Source organism: Candidatus Brevundimonas colombiensis, assembly GCA_029202665.1.
GTDB classification, from domain to species: Bacteria; Pseudomonadota; Alphaproteobacteria; order Caulobacterales; family Caulobacteraceae; genus Brevundimonas; species Brevundimonas colombiensis.
The window spans coordinates 1,941,752-1,958,101 of record CP119326.1 but is presented as its reverse complement, the minus strand read 5'-3'; the positions used below and the strand labels follow the sequence as shown (position 1 = coordinate 1,958,101).

The window sequence follows — 16,350 nt, the reverse complement described above, 5'->3', positions numbered from 1 at the left end:
CGCGCGTCGTCGGCGGGGGCTGACGCATGACCCTTATCGCTTCGGCCCTGATGGCCCTGGCGCTGCAGGCCGCGCCTGCGAGCGGCTGGACCTGGAGCCTGTACGAAGGCGAAGGCCCGCTGGTGCTGGCCAACGATATCCCCGACACCGCCGCATTGCGCTCCACCCTGCAATGTCAGGCCGGATCGGGCGCGGTGACCATCGCCATCTATGGCGAACCCGCCACCGCCGGTTTCGCCCGCATCACGGCGGGCGGAAACACCGCCGCCAGCGAGGCGCGGGTCGGACGCGGCGGCAAGCTGGAAACGGGGATTCCGGTCGAACACCCGGCCTTCACCGCCTTCGTCGCCGACGGCCGGATGACCATCGCGGTCGGATCGGACGTCCGAACCCTGATCGTCGAACGCCCCCATCTGGCCAAGCTGCGCCGCTTCGCCGATCATTGCGCCGGATAAGAGAGGTCGCCCATGCGTCTGTCCCGCCTGATCCCGTCCCTGATCGCCGTGTCGGCCCTGGCCGCCTGCGCCACCCATGCGCCCGCGCCGTCGATGGACACGACGGCCGCCGAAGGCGCGCCGGCCGCTACGGCGGGTCTGGACTGGTTCATGAACCGCGACGGCCCCGAGGCCAGCCTGGCCTATGGCGTGGCCAACAGCGACGAGGTGAAGCTGCACCTGCTTTGCCGGGCGGGCACGGGCGCGCTTGAGATCACGGCGGCCAGCGAGAAGCCCGCGCGTGAAATCCATCTGGAATCCGGCGGCGACACCGAACGCTACGCCGCGACGTCGGAACCGGCGGTCGTCCATGAGGGCGAACTGCTGACCGCCCGCGCCAAGACCAGGGATCCGGTCTTCCAGCGCTTCCGCCGCCTGGGGTGGATCGCCGCCTGGGCCGACGACGCGCGCGAACTATATGTCGCCCATCCGGCGGCCAAGGCCGGGATCGAACAGTTCTTCGCCGTCTGCGGTTGACGTCGCGACGCGGCTCGGCTTGCACTGCGCCCTGCACTGGAGGGGCGCGAACATGAAGATGTCTCAACTGGCCTTGGCGGCCGTGATCGCGGCGGCGTCGCCGGCGATGGTCATGGCTCAGACGCCGTCTGCCCCCGCAGCCGCCCCTGCGGCCGCCCCTGCGGACGCGGCGCTGAACGCCCTGATCGCCGATTACGAGACCTATCTGAAGTCGGTCGATCCCTTCTCGGCCAGCGGCGAGGGCGATGTTGAGGCCATGGGCCGGGTTCCCGACCTGACCCGCGCCTTCGAACTGGCCCAGCGCGCGCCGCTGCAAGGGTTCGTGCGCCGTCTGGACGCCATCGACCCGGCAAGTCTTTCCCACGCAGGCGCGATCAACCACGGCTTCCTGCTCTACAGCCTGAAACGCAGCATCGAGGGGTTGGATTACGATACCGGGCGGCTGGCCTTCGACAGCGAGGGCGGGCCGGGGACGTGGGCGATTTATGTCGGCGGCGGCACGCGTCTGAACTCGGTCGCAGAGGCCGAGCGCTACATCCAGCGCATACGCGGTTTCGGCGACATCTACGCCCAGACGACCGACAATGCGCGGCGTGGACTGGACACCGGCATGATTCAGGCCCGGTCGGTCACTGAAAGCGCCATCGCCCTGGCCCGCAACGACGTGGCCATCGCACCCGACGCCGAACCGCTGTTGAAGCCTTTCGACACCCTGCCCGCGGCCGTGCCCCAGGCGGAGAGGGATAGACTGAGGGCCCAGGGCGTCGCCGCCGTGGCCTCTGTCATCATTCCGGCCCGCCACGCCTGGCTGACCTTCCTCCAGGCCGACTATCTGCCCAAGGCGCCGGTCGAACCGGGTATCGGCGCCCGGCCGGGCGGCAAGCCCCTGTATGCCTATCTGGTGCGCGGCCACACCACCACCGACCTGACGCCGGATCAGATCCACCAGATCGGTCTGGACGAGGTGGCCCGCATCCGCGCCCGGATGGAGGTGGAGATGAAGGCGGCCGGCTGGACCGGCGATTTCGCCGACTTCCTGAACTTCCTGCGCACCGACCCGCAGTTTTACGCCAAGACCCGCGAAGAGCTGCTGGAGAAGGCGTCGGAAATGGCCAAGCGTGCGGACGGCGGCTTGCCGCCCCTGTTCGCCACCCTGCCCCGCCTGCCCTATGACGTGCAGCCGGTCCCGACCCAGATCGAGGAGAACTACACCACCGGCCGCTATAACGGCGGGTCGATGCAGAACGGCGTGGCGGGCCACTACATCGTCAATACGTCCCGGCTGGATCAGCGCCCGCTGTACGAACTGCCGGCCCTAACCCTGCACGAGGCCGTTCCGGGCCACCACATCCAGATCGCCCTGCAGCAGGAGGCCGCCGGCCAGCCCTATTTCCGGCGTCAGGCCAATGTCACCGCCTTCACCGAGGGCTGGGGCCTGTATTCGGAATATCTGGGCGAGGAGATGGGCTTCTATCGCACCCCCTATGAGCGGTTCGGCCGCCTGTCCTATGAGATGTGGCGCGCCTGCCGTCTGGTGGCCGACACCGGCCTGCACTGGATGGGCTGGACCGAGGAACAGGCTCGCGCCTGTTTCCGCGACAACTCGGCCCTGGCCCCGCACAATATCGAGACCGAGCTTCAGCGCTACATCGGCTGGCCGGGCCAGGCCACGGCCTACAAGATCGGGGAAATCCGCCTGCGCGAAATCCGCCAACGCGCCGAGCGCGAACTGGGGCCCAAGTTCAACATCCGCACCTTCCACGACGCCCTGCTGGTCGAAGGGCCGCTGCCGCTGGCGCTTCTGGACCACCGCATGGACGCCTGGATCGCGGAACAGAAGGCGAAATGAAGCGCCTTCCCTTCTTCCGTTGGGAGAAGGTGGCCCGAAGGGCCGGATGAGGGTCGGACGGTGGGCCAACTCGCACCACCAGACCCTCACCCTTTCGCGCCAGGACGGCGGCTTTGCCGCCGTGCGCTCAAGCCCTCTCCCAACGGGAGAGGGTCCATGTACTCAAGCCCACTCCGGAGTCGGCAAGCCCTTCGACTTTAGGAACTCCGGATTGAACAGCTTGGACGCATAGCGCGATCCGGGATCGCACAGGCAGGTCACGATGGTCTTGCCCGGCCCGATTTCGCGCGCCAGCCGCACGGCCCCGGCGATGTTCACCCCGGCCGATCCGCCCAGCGACAGGCCCTCGTGCTTCACCAGATCGAACAGCAGGGGCAGGAACTCCGCGTCCTCGATCCGATAGGCGTGATCGGGGCGGAAGCCGTCCAGATTGCCGGTGATCCGCGCCACCCCGATGCCCTCGGTGATCGAGGACCCCTCGCCCGTCATCTCGCCCTTGTTGAACCAGTTGAACATGGCCGCCCCCGCCGGATCGGCCAGGGCGATGGTCACCTCCGGCTTCTGCTCGCGCAGATAGGCCGAAACCCCGGCGATGGTGCCGCCCGACCCGACCGCCGACACGAAGGCGTCGATCCGCCCTTCGGTCTGGGCCCAGATTTCCGGGCCGGTCGTCCGATAGTGGGCGTCGCGGTTGGCGGTGTTGTCGAACTGATTGGCCCAGATGGCCCCGGCCTCTTCGCTGTCGTTCAGCTCGGTCGCCAGCCGCCCGGAATAGTGGACGAAATGGTTCGGGCTGGAGAAGGGCGCGGCATCCACCTCGACCAGACGCGCGCCCAGCGAGCGGATGGCGGACTTCTTCTCTTCCGACTGAGTGCGGGGAATGACGATCACGACCGGGTGGCCCAGCGCCGCCCCGACCAGGGCCAGGCCGATGCCGGTGTTGCCCGCTGTCCCCTCGACGATCGTCCCGCCGGGACGCAGCCCGCCGGACGCCCGCGCCGCCTGGACGATGGACAGGGCCGCGCGGTCCTTGATCGAGCCGCCGGGGTTCATGAACTCGGCCTTGCCCAGGATTTCGCAACCCGTCTCTTCGGACAGGCGGTTCAGGCGGACCAGCGGTGTATTGCCGATCAGGTCGATGACGGTAGGCGTGACGGACACGTTGAAGCTTTCAGGCGAGGTCGGAGAGGAAGCGGATCAGGCGGCGGCCTGACGTTTGCCTAGGTGGATGCCGCACTCGACCTTGTCCATACCCGACCAGCGCCCGGCGCGTGCGTCCTCGCCGGTCTGGATCGCGCGCGTGCAGGGCCAGCAGCCGATGGAGGCATAGCCCTGTTCGACCAGCGGATGGCGCGGCAGGTCATGGGCGTCCAGCCAGGTCTCGACATCGTCGGCGTCCCAGTCGGCCAGCGGATTGATCCGCAGCACGCCGTCCAGCACCTCGAACGGCTTCAGGGCCGCCCGCGTCGCGGCCTGATAGCGTTTGCGTCCGGTGATCAGGGCGTTGAACCAGGCGGTCGCCCGCGCCAGAGGCCGCACCTTTCTCAGGTCGCAGCAGGCGTCGGCGTCGGTCCGCCACAGGTCGTCGCGCGCATCCAGCGCGGCCTTCTCGCCCGCATCCGGCGTGACCAGCCGCACGTCGCTCAGCCCCAGCGTCTTGGTCAGTTGGGTGCGATAGGACAGGGTCTGCAGGAAATGCTGTCCCGTCTCCAGAAACACCACCGGCGTTTCGGGGCGTTCCTCGGCGATGATGTGCAGCAGGGCCGCCGATTCCGCCCCGAACGAAGAGATCGTCCCGATCCGAAGGCCCAGCGCCGGGTCCAGCGCCGCCCTGACGATTTCAGGCGCCGACCGGCCCTCGACCTCACGGTTCAATCGTTCGGCCAGCGCCTCCAGATCACGGTCATTGGAGGCCGCATGGCGACGCCGCCAGATCGTCGGCGCGGCGTCCCCTGCGGGCTGATAGACAGCGCTGAAGGCCTGATCCATTCGCGCCCAGGCGGCGGCGTCCGCCCCCGGGGCCAGCTCCACCGCATCGAACCCCGACCGGCGCAGATGCCGCGCCTGATCCGGCAACAACTTGCCCGCCGCGATCAGCCGCCCGCCATAGCCCCGCTCGCGCAGCACCGCCGCCAGCGAGAAGCCGCGCCCATCGCGGAACGTGTCGAACTCGAGCACCAGCACCTCCTCTGACGCCGCCGCCGTCTCGACCTCCTCCAGCGGCGTCGTCACCGACAGGCGCAGCCCGTTCTGAATGCCTTCAAGCGTCTGCAGCATCGAGCGTCTCATAGATGGCGTCGCGGAAGGGATCGGGGCCGACGCGGCGCACCGTGTCGATGAACCGCTCGCCCTCCGTGCGGATTTTCAGATAGCGGTCCAGGGTCCGCTGAATGGCCGGCGCGACGGCGTCCGACGGCAGGCTCTTGCCCACGATGTCCCCCAGCGCCGCCTGTTCGTCGGGCGAGCCGCCGACGGTGATCTGATAATATTCCTCGCCCTTCCGGTCGACGCCCAGCACGCCGATATGGCCGACGTGGTGATGGCCGCAGGCGTTGATGCAGCCGCTCATATTGATGCGGACCGGCCCCAGCCTCTCCTGATAATCCAGATCGGCCAGACGTTCGGACAGGGCCTGGGCCACCGGGATGGAGCGGGCGTTGGCCAGACTGCAATAGTCCAGCCCCGGACAGGCGATCACATCGGTCGCCAGATCGGCGTTGGCGGTGGCCAGCCCGGCCTGCCGCAGCGCCCGCCACACCGCCGGAACATCATCCAGCTGCACATGCGGCAGGACCAGATTCTGTTCATAGGCGGCCCGGATTTCGTCGAACCCATAGCGTTCGGCCAGATCGGCGGCCACGTCCATCTGGTCCGCCGTGATGTCGCCCGGCACGCCGCCCACGGGCTTCAGCGAGATCACCACCGAGGCATAGCCCGCCTGCCGATGCCGCCGCACATTGTTGCGCGCGAACCGGGCGAAGTCGGGGTCCGCCAGCAGGGCGCGGTCGAACGGGGCGCTGGCTTTCGGCAGGTCCTCGAACGGCGGCGGGGCGAAATAGGCCTGGATGCGCGCCAGTTCGTCGCCCGGTATTTGCAGGTCTTCGCGGCGCAGGGTGGCGTAATGCTTGTCCACCTCTTCGCGGAACGCCTCGATTCCCATCGACGCGACCAGAATCTTGATCCGCGCCTTGTGGATGTTGTCGCGCCGCCCCAGCAGGTTCCAGGCCCGCAGGATGGCGGTCAAATAGGCCAGAAGGTCCGCTGCCGGCACCGCCGCCGCGATCTCCTGCGCGATATGGGGAAGACGCCCCTGTCCGCCGCCGACGAAGACACGGAAGGCCACGCCGCCATCCTCACCCTTTACGATCTGCAAGCCCACGTCATGGGTGCGGATCGCGGCCCTGTCCTTCTCGGCGCCGATCACCGCGATCTTGAACTTGCGCGGCAGGAAACTGAACTCGGGGTGGATGGTCGACCACTGACGGATGATCTCGCACCAGGGACGTGGGTCTTCGATCTCGTCGTCGGCGGCGCCTGCGAAGACGTCGGTGGTGGTGTTTCGGATGCAGTTGCCGCTGGTCTGGATGGCGTGCATCTCGACCTCGGCCAGATCGCGCAGGATGGCCGGCAGATCGCTCAGGGCGGGCCAGTTGTACTGGATGTTGCAACGGGTGGTGAAATGGCCGTAGCCCTTGTCGTAGGTCCGCGCGATCTGGCCCAGCCGCCGCAGCTGACGGCTGCTCATCACGCCATAGGGCACCGCGACCCGCAGCATATAGGCGTGAAGCTGCAGATAAACGCCGTTCATCAGCCGCAGCGGCTTGAACTCGTCCTCAGTCAGGGCGCCGGAGGCGCGGCGCGCCACCTGATCGGAGAATTCCTCGACCCGTTCGCGCACCAGCGCATGGTCGAACTCGTCATAGCGATACATCAGCCGACGCCCCCCGCAATACTGTGGCCCACCGTCGGGCCTGCCGCGCGGATGCGCTCCTTCAGCCGGTCGCGGCCCGAGGGCGTGCGCTCGGTCACCTCGAACAGATAGGGATTCACGAAGACATCGGGCCGTCCTGCGACTTCGGCCAGCACGATCTCGGCCGCCGCCTCATCCAGAACCGACGCCTGTTCGATACTGTCGACCGGCTGATTGTCCACGCCCGCATAGATGACGCGGCCGTCCGACAGGCGGTTGGCGGTGACGATCCTCATGCCGCCGCCTCCGACAGGTCCGCCTGCGTCGCGGAAAAGGACGCCGTCTCTCCGACGAACAGCAGGGCCGGTCCCGTCAGGTTCGCCCCGCGCACCATCGCGCCCAGGCCATCCAATCGCCCGGTCAGAACCCGTTCGTCCGGGCGTCCGCCATTCTCGACCACCGCCGCCGGCGTCGCACCCGACCGGCCCGCCGCCATCAGCCTGAGCGCCGTCTCCTCGGCGCGGTCCGTGCCCATATAGATGGCCAGGGTGTGGTTGGGCGCCGCCAGCCGCGACCAGTCAGCCTCGACCCCGCCCGGTCTGGCCTGCGCCGTCACGAAGGTCACCGCCTGCGCATGGTCCCGGTGCGTCAGCGGAATGCCCGCCGACGCCGCGCAGGCCAGGGCCGCCGTCACCCCCGGGACCACGAAGACCGGCACGCCCGCCGCCCGCATGGCCTCCAGCTCCTCGCCGCCGCGCCCGAAGACGAACGGATCGCCGCCCTTCAGCCGCACCACGCGATGGCCCGCCCGGGCCTCGGCGATCATAAGGGCCTCGATCTGGTCTTGCGGTACGGAATGGTCGCCGCGCGCCTTGCCGACATACAGGCGTTTGGCGTCGCGCCGCGCCCGCTCCAGCACCGCCTCCGGCACCAGACGGTCGTGAATGATGACGTCCGCGTCCTGCAACACCCGCAGCGCCTTCAGGGTCAGCAGTTCGGGATCGCCCGGCCCCGCGCCGACGATATGGACCACGCCCTGTTCCGGCGCGGCCACGTTCAACAGGCGCAGCATCTCGCGTCGCGCCTCGGCCGTGCGTCCCTCGGCCGCCAGGGTCGCGGCGGGTCCACGGAACGCCTTTTCCCAGAACCGGCGCCGCGCCATGAAGTCGGGGACGCTGGTCTTGACCGTCTCACGCAGTTCGCGCGCCATCCGCGCCACATGGGCCAGTCCGGCAGGCAGCACATTCTCGATGGCCGTGCGGATGTCGCGGGCCAGGATCGGGGCCGATCCGCCGGTCGCCACGCCCACCACCACCTCGTCACGGTCGATCAGGGCCGGGGTCTGGAAATCGCTGAGCGCGGGCTGGTCCACCACATTGACCTGCGCCCCCGCCGCCCGCGCCAGAACGCCGATGCGCTGCGCCTGATCCAGATCGCCCAGCGCGATAAACACCAGCCGCGCGCCCGCCAGATCGTCCGCATCGGGCGCCCGCAGCATCGGCGTCGGCGCCGTCTGCGGCGTCTCGATACTTTCCGGCGCGCAATCGGGCGCGAACCAGACCACCTGGGCCGGCGTGTTCAGGAACAGACGCAGCTTGGCCAGCGCAGGCTCGCCGCCGCCGATAATCACGATTTTTGCGGCCTCCAGCGGAATGGAGGCGAGAAAGACACGCATCTTGCTTCTCAAGGCCGTCAGGGCGAAAAAAGTGGCGACGGCAGGTCACGGACCTTCGACTTCATCGCCAAGAGCCGCAAACCAGATTGCCTTTGTCTCGCTGATAGGATTTCTAACGGCGATGGCCCGTCCCCTGCTCCCGCTCAACGCCCTGCGCGCCTTTGAGGCCGCCGCCAGGCACCTGAACTTCTCGCGCGCCGCCGACGAACTGTCGGTGACGCCGGGCGCCGTCAGCCAGCAAATCCGCCTGCTTGAGGATATTGTCGGCGGCCCGCTGTTCGTGCGCGAGGCGCGCGGCCTGCAACTGACCGACCTGGGCCGCTCCTCCGTGCCGCTGCTTCGCGAAGGGTTCGAGCGGCTGATGGACGCCTCGGCCCTGTTGCGCGAACCGCCGCGCCGCAAACAGGTGTCGATCAGCGTCGCGCCCGGCTTCGCCTCCAAATGGCTGATGCCGCGCATGGATGATTTCCACACCGCCCACCCGGAAATCGAGTTGTGGATTTCCGCCGACATGGAGCCCGCCGACCTGACCGAGGGCAAGGTCGACCTGGCCATCCGCTACGGCCCCGGCGACTATCCCGGCCTGACGGTGGACCGGCTGATGACCGAGACGGTCCTGCCCGTCTGCGCGCCCTCGCTGATGGACGGCGAACATCCGATCCGAAAACCCGCTGACCTGATCCGCCACACCCTGCTGCACGACATGTCCAACGACGGCGACCCCAGCCGCCCCGACTGGGCCATGTGGCTGAAGGCGCGGGGCGTGCGGCACCCCGATCCGCGTCGCGGTTCGCGCTTCAACCAGTCCAGCCTGCTGATCGAGGCCGCCATCGCCGGTCGCGGCGTGGCCCTGGCCAAACGCACCCTGGCCCAGGCCGACCTGGCGTCCGGTCGTCTGGTCGCCCCCTTCCCCGATGGCTCCGAAGCCGTCGGCTTCGCCTATTATGTCGTCCAGCCCCGCGACCGCCCCCCCTCGCCCAGCACCACCGCCTTCGTCGGCTGGCTGAAGAAACAGGCCGTGGACCACGACAATACGATGGGACAGCTCTGAAAAATGAAAGGCCGGCCGCGCGATGGCGGCCGGCCCTCAGTGGCGGTTCAGAACTGAGCGGTTTCAGGCCTTGGCGTCTGCGCCATCCGCCTCATCCGACGCCGCCGTGACCGCCACATCGTCCGCCGCAGGCCTTTCGCCCGGCGTGCGCAGGGCGCCCGTCAGGCCGTTCAGGTCTGCGCCCGACAGGCCGACCTCCGCCAGCAGTTGGTCGACCAGCGGGGCCTGGGCGCGGTAACGCAGGGCGCTGTTGACCACCTGATCCGACAGGTTCCCGCCGCCCGCGCCATTGGCCGCGCCGGCTCCAGCCGCCGCGCCGCCGTTCAGACCCTCGACCTGGACGATTTTGATCGAGTCGATGTTCTCCATCGGCTTGACGGATTCGGCGATGATCCGGTCCAGGTTCTCCAGCAGCTTCAGCTTGATCTGCAGGGCCACCTGTTCGGGCGACAGCAGGTTGGCCGCCGTGTTCAGGGCGTGCTGGCCCGCCGCCTCGACCTCGTAGTGGACGCGAGAGGCTTCGGCCGCGACACGGATGGCCTCAGCCTGGCCTTCGGCCTCGATCCGGGTCTTGTCGGCCTGACCGCGCGCCTGTTCGCGCAGGGCCTCGGCCTGATCGGAGGCGGCGACCTTTTCAGCCTCGGCGGCGACGCGGATGGCGATGGCCTCGCGCTCGGCCTCCTTGGACGCCTCGATCAGTTCGATGATCTTCTGGCGGTCGGCGGCCTCGCGGTCACGCACCGTCTTCACCTGCTCCTCGGCCTGAACAGCCAGAGCCAACGCGCGGTCCGCCTCGGCCTTGGCCTCGGACTCAGCACGGGATTTCTCGGCGACGGCGATGTTGCGGTCCTGCTCGGACAGTTCGATGGCCTTGGCCTTTTCGATGTCCTGGGTCTCGATTACGCGGGCCTTGGAGATTTCGCGCTCGGCGACTTCCTGCTCCATGGCGATGCGCTGCTGGGCCACCAGACGGTCGGCCTCGATGCGCGCCTGGTCGATCTGCTGCTGCGAGGTGATCTTGGCGCCCTCGGCCTCACGCAGTTTTTCGGCTTCCTGACGCGCCACGTCGGCGGACTGTTCTGCGCGACGGTTGGCGATCTCGCGCTCCTGCTCCAGCTGGGCGTATTCCTCGTCGCGGGCGATCTCAAGATTGCGCCGCTGGGCCTCCAGGTTCTTGGTGCGGATTTGGACCTGGGTGTCCTGTTCAATGTCGTTGCGCAGCTTCTTGCGCAGTTCGATCTCCTGCGTCAGCCGCGTCAGACCCTCGGCGTCAAAGGCGTTCGATGGGTTGAAATGCTCCATCGCCGTCTGGTCGAGACCCGTCAGCGAGACAGTCTCCAGCTCCAGGCCGTTCTTCAGCAGGTCTTCGGACGACACCTGCTGCACCTTCTGGACGAAATGGGTGCGCTGCTCATGCAGTTCGGTCATGGTCAGTTCGGCCGCGACCGAGCGCAGGGCGTCCACGAACTTGCCTTCAACCAGTTCCTTCAACTCCATCGGGTTCATGGTGCGCAGGCCCAGGGTCTGGGCGGCCGAGGCGATGGCGTCGGCGCTGGGCTGAACCCGCACATAGAACTCGGCCAGCACGTCGACGCGCATCCGGTCCTTGGTGATCAGAGCCTGTTCGTTGGACCGCTGAACCGCCAGACGCAGGGTGTTCATATTGACCGAAATGGTCTCATGCAGCACCGGCAGGACCAGGGCGCCGCCGTTCATCACCACCTTCTCGCCGCCGAAGCCGGTGCGCACGAAAGCGGTTTCCTTGGAAGCGCGCTTATACAGACGCGCAAAGATCAGCCCCAGGATCAGCAGGGCGACCAGCCCCACGCCGGCGATGATGGCGATCTCGATCAACGAATTCATTTAACAGCCCCTGATGAGAAAAGTCGTTCAGACCGTCGCGTCGCGAAGCGAGGCGCTGGTGTTGTGGATGGCGAAATATTTGGCGCCCGCATATCGGACCAGCAGCACGCTGGCGCCTTGCGCGAACTGGTCGGCCAGATTGTCCGGCTCGACCATGACATAGTGGACCTGCCCGTGCTGATCGCGCACCCGCGCCTGCGCGGCGTTACCGTGGCTGGCGTCGCCGGTGACGATGACGGCGACCCGTCCGACCAGACTGTCGCGCGACACCGCCGTCGTCTCATCGCGCGGCATGATGCGGGCGACGACACGGCCGAAGACCCGCGTGACCGGCAGGGCCACGGCAAAGGCGGCGGGCGCCATCAGGAACCACGGCCCCGTTCGGCCCAGCACCGCCTGCACAATCTGCTGTCCGACCAGCCCGGTCAGGCCGAAGCCGAACAGGAAGACCACGATCAGCATCAGCAGCGGCAGGCGTCCGACATTGATCCAGGACAGCAGGGACGGCGTCTCGACATTGAGGTCGCCGTCCATCCCATCCAGCCCCTCGCCCAGCGCCAGACCTCCGCCCAGACCGACCGCCTCGGCCGCGCCGATCAGCAGCATCAGGACCAGGGCCGCAACGAAAGGCACATTGTCGGGCGAAAGCAGGAAGCTCCACATCGACGCGGTCAGCCCTGATCGCTGGTGCGCGCCTTGACGGCGGCCAGACGTTCTTCAACCCGGTTGCGCCGCGCCAGATTATCCAGCTCCGCCAGCTTGGCGCCCTGATCGCGATCCACGCCGCCAAGACCCGGCGCCCCCTCGCGCGCCATCAGACGATCAAAGGCGCCGGTCGCATTCTCGACCCGTCGGGTGACGCTGGGAGCGCCGTCCGGGCTGGCCGGGGCGCCGGCTTCCTGTGCGCTGCGGGCGCGGGCCAACAGCATGGACTGGAACGCCTCCTCCATCTCGCGGCGCTTGGCCTGCAGGGCGGCGACATAGCCTTCCAACTCGACCTCGCGCTTGGCGGCGTCGGCGACCGTGGCTTCCAGCACAGGAATCTGCGCCTCCACATCCAGCTGATGTTCGACGGCGGCGCGGGCCAGGTCTTCGCGGCCTTCGCGCAGGGCCAGTTCGGTCTGGCCGGACAGTTCTTCGTGACGGCTGCTCTGTTCGGTCAACCGCTTGTTGGCCAGATGCTTGCTGGCGATGGTGCGGCCCAGTTCGGCGCGGACATCGTCCACCGCCTTGTCAATCTCTCGCAGGGTCTGCTGGATGACCGCATCCGGCATCGCGCCCTCGATGGCGTCTATCAACGCATGCGCGCTGCCAGAGACGATGCGGCCGACGCGTGCGCCCAGGGTGTCCGCCATGATCCTATCCTTCCGTTAGCGCGCGGCCTGAGCCGCAGAAACAATCCGCATCAAGTCCGACAGGCCAGCCAGCCTGTGCGTGATCACAGCGGGGTCGTAGGCCGGCGCCGTCGGCGTAACCGCCCAGCGCAGCAGTTGCTCGGTCATCCGCGCGGCGCAATCCACCAGACGCGCCTCATGCCGGGCCAGATCGCCGGTCGCGGCCCCCGGTCGAGGCGTCGCCAGCGCCAAGGCCAAAAATTCTTCCGCCGTCGTCATCAGGCCGACCGCGACCTCGGAATGGCAATCCAGATCCTGTTCGATGACCCGGACGGACCGCACCGCCGCCGCCAGATGTTCGTGACTGATCGCCAGCGCGACGGGAAAGGAATCAACCGGCTCGGCGCGATGCCGGGCCTGACGGATCAGGCCGCGAATCTTGTCGCTGGCCGTGACGGCGCCTTCGATCTCTAGCTCCGCCAGAAAGCTGGTGTCGTCCTCCGACAATCGGACGCTGAGGGGCGTGGTAAGAGAAGCCATGCGCAAGATGTATCACAACGTAATACGTTCGTAAACACGTAACGACGATCAGCAACGACCGTGCGACAAGACGCCGCAATCGTCAATCGGCAAAAATCATAGTCTTCAGGTTGTAATCGCCGTCCGATCCTCGGCGCCAACACGCAGATAGCGCCCGCCACGTCGGCGGAAACGCAGGCGCAAGGACGCACCCGTATCAGGCGGCGTCTTGTCGTGTGACGTGTTTCAGGCTTGTCGCAACCGCCGGGGCGGCTGGCGCTCAGGCGCGCGCGGCCCTCGTGGCCTCGACGCCCAGGGCGGTCAGGGAGGCGGCGGCGATATGTTCGGCGTTCAGCCCGGCCTTGGCGTACATGACCGTAGGCGAATCCTGGTCCTGGAAGATGTCCGGCAGGTTCAGGGTGCGGACCTTCAGGCCGCGATCCAGCGCGCCCTTTTCGGCCAGAAGCTGCAGCACGAAGGCGCCGAAGCCGCCCATGGCGCCCTCCTCCACCGTGATGAGGGCCTCGTGTTCGCGCGCCAGACGCAGGATCAGATCGGCGTCCAGCGGCTTGGCGAAACGGGCGTCGGCCACGGTCGCGGACACGCCCTTGGCCGCCAGCAGGTCCGCCGCCTTCAGCGATTCCTGCAAACGCGTGCCCAGCGACAGGATGGCGACCGAGGTTCCCTCGCGCACGATCCGGCCCTTGCCGATCTCCAGCGGGGCGGCCAGTTCGAGGATGTCCACGCCCACCCCGTCGCCGCGCGGATAGCGGAAGGCGCTGGGGCGGTCGTCGATGGCCAGGGACGTCGAGATCATCGCCGCCAGCTCCGCCTCGTCCGAGGCGGCCATCAGCACCATGCCGGGCAGCGCGCCCATGAAGCCGATGTCGAACGATCCCGCATGGGTCGAACCATCGGCCCCGACCAGACCGGCCCGGTCCATCGCGAACCGCACCGGCAGCGACTGGATGGCCACGTCATGGACCACCTGGTCGTAGCCCCGTTGCAGGAAGGTCGAATAGATGGCGCAGACGGGCTTCATCCCGTCCGCCGCCAGACCGGCCGCAAATGTCACGGCGTGCTGTTCGGCGATGCCGACGTCGAAGGTCCGCTCGGGGAAGGCCTGGCCGAACAGGTCCAGACCCGTGCCCGAGGGCATGGCGGCGGTGATGGCCACCACCGTCGGATCGACCTTGGCGTGTTTGATCAGTTCGGTCCCGAACACCTTGGTGTAGCTGGGGGCGTTCGACACGGCCTTGGCCTGTTTGCCCGACACCACGTCGAACTTGACCACCGCATGGAGTTTGTCGGCGCTCGACTCGGCGGGCGCATAGCCCTTGCCCTTCTGAGTCACGACGTGGACCAGCACGGGCCGGTCCTCGATGGCCGCCGCCTTCTTCAGAATCGGCACCAGATTGTCCATGTCGTGCCCGTCGATGGGCCCGACGTAATAGAAGCCCAACTCCTCGAAGAAGGTGCCGCCCGTCACCATGCCGCGCGCATATTCCTCGGCCTTCTTGGCCGCCTTGCGGAAGGGTCGCGGCAGATGCTGAGCCACGGATTTCCCCAGCCGCCGCACGTTCTGATAGGCCCCGCCCGACACCAGCCCGGCCAGATAGGCGCTCATCCCGCCGACCGGCGGGGCGATCGACATGTCGTTGTCGTTCAGAATGACCATCAGCTGGCCGCTTGTGGCCTCGGCCGCGTTGTTCATCGCCTCATAGGCCATGCCCGCCGACATGGAGCCATCGCCGATAACGGCCACGACCCGGTTCTTCTCGCCCTTCTGGTCGCGCGCGGCGGAGAAGCCCAGGGCGGCGCTGATCGAGGTCGAGGCGTGGGCGGCGCCGAACGGATCGTATTCGCTTTCGCTGCGCTTGGTGAAACCGGACAGGCCGCCGCCCTGACGCAGGGTGCGGATGCGGTCGCGACGCCCGGTCAGGATCTTGTGCGGATAGCACTGATGACCGACGTCCCAGATCAGGATGTCCTTGGGCGTCTCGAACACATGGTGCAGCGCCGTGGTCAACTCGACCACCCCAAGACCCGCGCCCAGATGCCCGCCGGTGACCGACACGGCGTCGATGGTCTCGACCCGCACCTCGTCGGCCAGCTGTTTCAGCTGGGCGATGTCGAAGTTCCGCATATCTGCGGGAATCTTGACGGTGTCGAGCAGGGGGGTGTCAGGCATCAGGCGGAACCTTGAAGGTCTTCTTGTCGTAACCCGTCGAAACAGGTCAGGTTTCCTATCAGGACCGGCGCTTTAGCACAAAGTCCACGCTGGCTCTGAGGATTTCGGCCTCTTCGCCGAACGGCTCCAGATGCGAGCGGGCCTGATGGGCCAGGTGCGCGACCCTGTGCCGCGCCGCCTCCAGCCCCAGCAAGGTGACGAAGTTGGTCTTGCCCAGGGCTGCGTCCTTGCCGCCCGCCGCCTTGCCCATCTCCTCGGCCGAACCTTCGGCGTCCAGAAGATCGTCGACGATCTGATAGGCCAGGCCGACGTCGTGGGCGAAGCTGATCAGGGCGTGGCGATGCAGGGCCGAGGCGTCGGCGACGATCAGCGGGATTTCGAACGCATAGGCGAACAGGGCGCCGGTCTTCAGCCGCTGCATCCGCGCCACCCCGCCCAGATCGTCGCGCACGCCCAGAAGGTCGATCATCTGACCGCCCGCCATGCCCCGCGCGCCGGAGGCCAGCGACAGCCGCGCCGCCAGTTCGCAGCGCACGGCCGCGTCCTCATGCGTGTCTTCATGCAGGATGATGTCGAAGGCGGCGGTTTGCAGGGCGTCGCCGGCCAGCACCGCCGTCGCCTCGTCATAGGCGCGGTGGACGGTGGGGCGGCCGCGCCGCATGTCGTCGTCGTCCATGCACGGCAGGTCGTCATGCACCAGACTATAGGCGTGGACGCATTCCAGCGCGCAGGCGGCCCGCAGCACCGAGCGTTCGTCGATGTCGAACAGCCGCGCCGCCTCCAGCGCGAAGAAGGGCCGCAGCCGCTTGCCCGGCCCGAGGGCCGCATAGCGCATGGCCTCGGTCAGGCGCGATTCCGGCCCCTCGGCGCGCGGCAGCAGTTCGTCCAGCGCGACCGTGACCAGGTCCGCGACCTCGCCCACGCGGTCGATCACCGCCTGTTCGGGGGAATTGGCGGCGATGACGCGGGTCAAGACGACCGACCGCC

15 protein-coding genes are annotated in these 16,350 nt (G+C 67.8%); 4 read left to right on the top strand and 11 right to left on the bottom strand.

Going from position 1 to position 16,350, the window contains the following annotated elements; genetic code table 11:
- Positions 1–26: 26 nt before the first annotated feature.
- Genes P0Y50_09375 through P0Y50_09365 form a run of 3 tightly spaced genes read left to right on the top strand, consistent with a single transcriptional unit; the run spans position 27 to position 2,820 of the window.
- Entirely contained in the window at positions 27–455 is a 429-nt protein-coding gene (locus P0Y50_09375) for a hypothetical protein (GenBank protein ID WEK38760.1), read from the top strand.
- Between the two features lie 12 nt (positions 456–467).
- Positions 468–971, top strand: coding sequence for a hypothetical protein (locus P0Y50_09370; GenBank protein WEK38759.1), 504 nt, complete (start codon positions 468–470; stop codon positions 969–971).
- A gap of 52 nt (positions 972–1,023) precedes the next feature.
- Positions 1,024–2,820 (top strand): DUF885 family protein, encoded by a 1,797-nt coding sequence (locus tag P0Y50_09365; protein WEK38758.1) that lies wholly within the window; start codon positions 1,024–1,026, stop codon positions 2,818–2,820.
- A gap of 162 nt (positions 2,821–2,982) precedes the next feature.
- On the opposite strand, the gene P0Y50_09360 is transcribed toward P0Y50_09365, so the two are convergent.
- The 5 genes from P0Y50_09360 to cysG are packed head-to-tail and all read right to left on the bottom strand — an operon-like array spanning position 2,983 to position 8,405.
- On the bottom strand, positions 2,983–3,981 hold the full coding sequence (locus P0Y50_09360; GenBank protein ID WEK38757.1) for a cysteine synthase A: 999 nt from the start codon (positions 3,979–3,981) through the stop codon (positions 2,983–2,985).
- Positions 3,982–4,017: 36 nt separating this feature from the next.
- Positions 4,018–5,097, bottom strand: a complete 1,080-nt coding sequence (locus tag P0Y50_09355) for a phosphoadenylyl-sulfate reductase (GenBank protein ID WEK38756.1) — start codon at positions 5,095–5,097, stop codon at positions 4,018–4,020.
- Positions 5,081–6,751: a nitrite/sulfite reductase gene (locus P0Y50_09350; GenBank protein ID WEK38755.1), complete on the bottom strand. Its 1,671-nt coding sequence runs from the start codon at positions 6,749–6,751 to the stop codon at positions 5,081–5,083. The genes P0Y50_09355 and P0Y50_09350 overlap by 17 nt, the downstream gene beginning before the upstream one ends.
- Positions 6,751–7,026, bottom strand: coding sequence for a DUF2849 domain-containing protein (locus P0Y50_09345; GenBank protein ID WEK38754.1), 276 nt, complete (start codon positions 7,024–7,026; stop codon positions 6,751–6,753). The genes P0Y50_09350 and P0Y50_09345 overlap by 1 nt, the downstream gene beginning before the upstream one ends.
- Positions 7,023–8,405, bottom strand: a complete 1,383-nt coding sequence (gene cysG / locus P0Y50_09340) for a siroheme synthase CysG (protein WEK38753.1) — start codon at positions 8,403–8,405, stop codon at positions 7,023–7,025. The genes P0Y50_09345 and cysG overlap by 4 nt, the downstream gene beginning before the upstream one ends.
- Before the next feature lie 121 nt (positions 8,406–8,526).
- Between cysG and gcvA the strand changes: the two genes are divergently transcribed.
- The gene (gcvA, locus tag P0Y50_09335) at positions 8,527–9,456 is read left to right on the top strand and encodes a transcriptional regulator GcvA (protein WEK38752.1); all 930 of its coding nucleotides are present in this window, start codon (positions 8,527–8,529) and stop codon (positions 9,454–9,456) included.
- A gap of 63 nt (positions 9,457–9,519) precedes the next feature.
- Here the strand turns inward: gcvA and P0Y50_09330 are convergent, their stop codons facing one another.
- The 6 genes from P0Y50_09330 to P0Y50_09305 form a co-directional block, all read right to left on the bottom strand.
- On the bottom strand, positions 9,520–11,319 hold the full coding sequence (locus tag P0Y50_09330; GenBank protein WEK38751.1) for a flotillin domain-containing protein: 1,800 nt from the start codon (positions 11,317–11,319) through the stop codon (positions 9,520–9,522).
- A gap of 27 nt (positions 11,320–11,346) precedes the next feature.
- Positions 11,347–11,982 (bottom strand): YqiJ family protein, encoded by a 636-nt coding sequence (locus P0Y50_09325; protein ID WEK38750.1) that lies wholly within the window; start codon positions 11,980–11,982, stop codon positions 11,347–11,349.
- Positions 11,983–11,990: 8 nt separating this feature from the next.
- Positions 11,991–12,674, bottom strand: coding sequence for a PspA/IM30 family protein (locus tag P0Y50_09320; protein WEK38749.1), 684 nt, complete (start codon positions 12,672–12,674; stop codon positions 11,991–11,993).
- A 15-nt stretch (positions 12,675–12,689) separates the two neighbouring features.
- Positions 12,690–13,193, bottom strand: a complete 504-nt coding sequence (locus P0Y50_09315; GenBank protein WEK38748.1) for a hypothetical protein — start codon at positions 13,191–13,193, stop codon at positions 12,690–12,692.
- A 259-nt stretch (positions 13,194–13,452) separates the two neighbouring features.
- Positions 13,453–15,366, bottom strand: coding sequence for a 1-deoxy-D-xylulose-5-phosphate synthase (gene dxs, locus P0Y50_09310; GenBank protein WEK41557.1), 1,914 nt, complete (start codon positions 15,364–15,366; stop codon positions 13,453–13,455).
- Between the two features lie 55 nt (positions 15,367–15,421).
- Positions 15,422–16,297, bottom strand: coding sequence for a polyprenyl synthetase family protein (locus P0Y50_09305; GenBank protein WEK41556.1), 876 nt, complete (start codon positions 16,295–16,297; stop codon positions 15,422–15,424).
- Positions 16,298–16,350 lie beyond the last annotated feature (53 nt).

Coding starts and splice junctions, on each gene's coding strand:
- P0Y50_09375 (WEK38760.1), top strand. CDS start 27: ATGACCCTTATCGCTTCGGCCCTGATGGCCCTGGCGCTGCAGGCCGCG.
- P0Y50_09370 (WEK38759.1), top strand. CDS start 468: ATGCGTCTGTCCCGCCTGATCCCGTCCCTGATCGCCGTGTCGGCCCTG.
- P0Y50_09365 (WEK38758.1), top strand. CDS start 1,024: ATGAAGATGTCTCAACTGGCCTTGGCGGCCGTGATCGCGGCGGCGTCG.
- P0Y50_09355 (WEK38756.1), bottom strand. CDS start 5,097: ATGCTGCAGACGCTTGAAGGCATTCAGAACGGGCTGCGCCTGTCGGTG.
- P0Y50_09350 (WEK38755.1), bottom strand. CDS start 6,751: ATGTATCGCTATGACGAGTTCGACCATGCGCTGGTGCGCGAACGGGTC.
- P0Y50_09345 (WEK38754.1), bottom strand. CDS start 7,026: ATGAGGATCGTCACCGCCAACCGCCTGTCGGACGGCCGCGTCATCTAT.
- cysG (WEK38753.1), bottom strand. CDS start 8,405: ATGCGTGTCTTTCTCGCCTCCATTCCGCTGGAGGCCGCAAAAATCGTG.
- gcvA (WEK38752.1), top strand. CDS start 8,527: ATGGCCCGTCCCCTGCTCCCGCTCAACGCCCTGCGCGCCTTTGAGGCC.
- P0Y50_09330 (WEK38751.1), bottom strand. CDS start 11,319: ATGAATTCGTTGATCGAGATCGCCATCATCGCCGGCGTGGGGCTGGTC.
- P0Y50_09325 (WEK38750.1), bottom strand. CDS start 11,982: ATGTGGAGCTTCCTGCTTTCGCCCGACAATGTGCCTTTCGTTGCGGCC.
- P0Y50_09320 (WEK38749.1), bottom strand. CDS start 12,674: ATGGCGGACACCCTGGGCGCACGCGTCGGCCGCATCGTCTCTGGCAGC.
- P0Y50_09315 (WEK38748.1), bottom strand. CDS start 13,193: ATGGCTTCTCTTACCACGCCCCTCAGCGTCCGATTGTCGGAGGACGAC.